This window comes from Priestia flexa NBRC 15715, assembly GCF_001591565.1.
GTDB lineage: Bacteria > Bacillota > Bacilli > Bacillales > Bacillaceae_H > Priestia > Priestia flexa.
Window position 1 is genome coordinate 1 of sequence record NZ_BCVD01000242.1, and the last position, 1,179, is coordinate 1,179.

The 1,179-nt window shown below is 38.8% G+C and carries 2 protein-coding genes; both read right to left on the reverse strand.

Annotated elements, in window-relative coordinates; genetic code table 11:
• A partial coding sequence (locus BFL01S_RS19660; protein WP_501193727.1) for a YvcA-related protein occupies positions 1–604 on the reverse strand: 604 nt, incomplete at its 3' end.
• A gap of 43 nt (positions 605–647) precedes the next feature.
• The coding region (locus BFL01S_RS19665) for a YvcA-related protein (RefSeq protein WP_218008547.1) at positions 648–1,179 on the reverse strand (532 nt) is incomplete at its 5' end.

Sequence of the window (1,179 nt, forward strand, 5' to 3'; positions counted from 1 at the left end):
TCTTGTCTGCACAACGCGTTGAGTAAATAATTTCCAACCCTCCCCAACCTTTATCAGGATGAATATAGGCTCCATAACCATATGTACCAAACTCCTTCGTCTTAAACGGCGCTACATACGTCACTTTTCCTTTTCCATCAATTTGGTTAAACGTCATGTCTTCACCTACATTATTCGTTAAAAACCTTTTGGCGTATTCAATGTCCTTTTCATCATTTGATAGTAGTGTCGTATACCTAACGCTAAGCTCGGCTCCTGCTTTGTCATCATACATAATACCTGCTAAAAATGACTCACTGCTCTCGTCTTTTCGCGTATAACCAACCCCATCAATTCCTCCACCAGTTGGAAACAACATTTCATACACACCGGTTTTGGATTCAAGTGTGTAATATCCTTTTTCCGTTTCTTTTGTCGATTTAATCATTTCTCGTGTAAATTCATCTTGAAGGGCTCTAGTATTTGGCAATTCTTCTGTCGCCACTTCGCTTGGCTTTTGGTCTAGGGACTTTGTTTTCTTTGATTGTTCGTCACTCATTTGACAGCCGCCTACGACAAGACTACTGAGAAGTACGAGTATGATTCGTTTTCGTTTTATGAGCATTTGGTGCCTCCTGATTTTATGTTTGTGTAATAACGTGTAACACTTATTTTTTAACCTCATTTTTGTTTAAGAATTCAACCGAGGAAATTAACTTATATGCACGCTTTTTAAACTCTTCCTCTTCAGGACCACATGACTTAGGATCATCCATACAACTTCCAGTATAAATAATCTCTAATCCCCCCCAGCCTTCCTTAGGATGGATGTAGGCACCGTAACCATATAAAACACCATTTTTCTTCGTAAATGGAGCTACGTACGTCACTTTTTCTTTGCCATCAATTCGGTCAAACTTCATCTCTTCACCTATGTTATTTGTTAAGAACTCTTTAGCGTATTCAATTCCCGTTTCATCATTGAGTAGATTTTTTGTATACTGAATGCTAAGTTGCGCTTCCGCTTTATCATCATACAGAAGACCTACCAGAAAAGATTCACCATTGTCACCATCTCGTGTATAACCAATCCCATCGATCTCTCCACCAGTTGGAAACAACATTTCATATACACCCGTTTTGGATTCAAGCGTGTAGTATCCTTTTTCGGTTTCTTTTGTCGACTTGATCATATCTCGT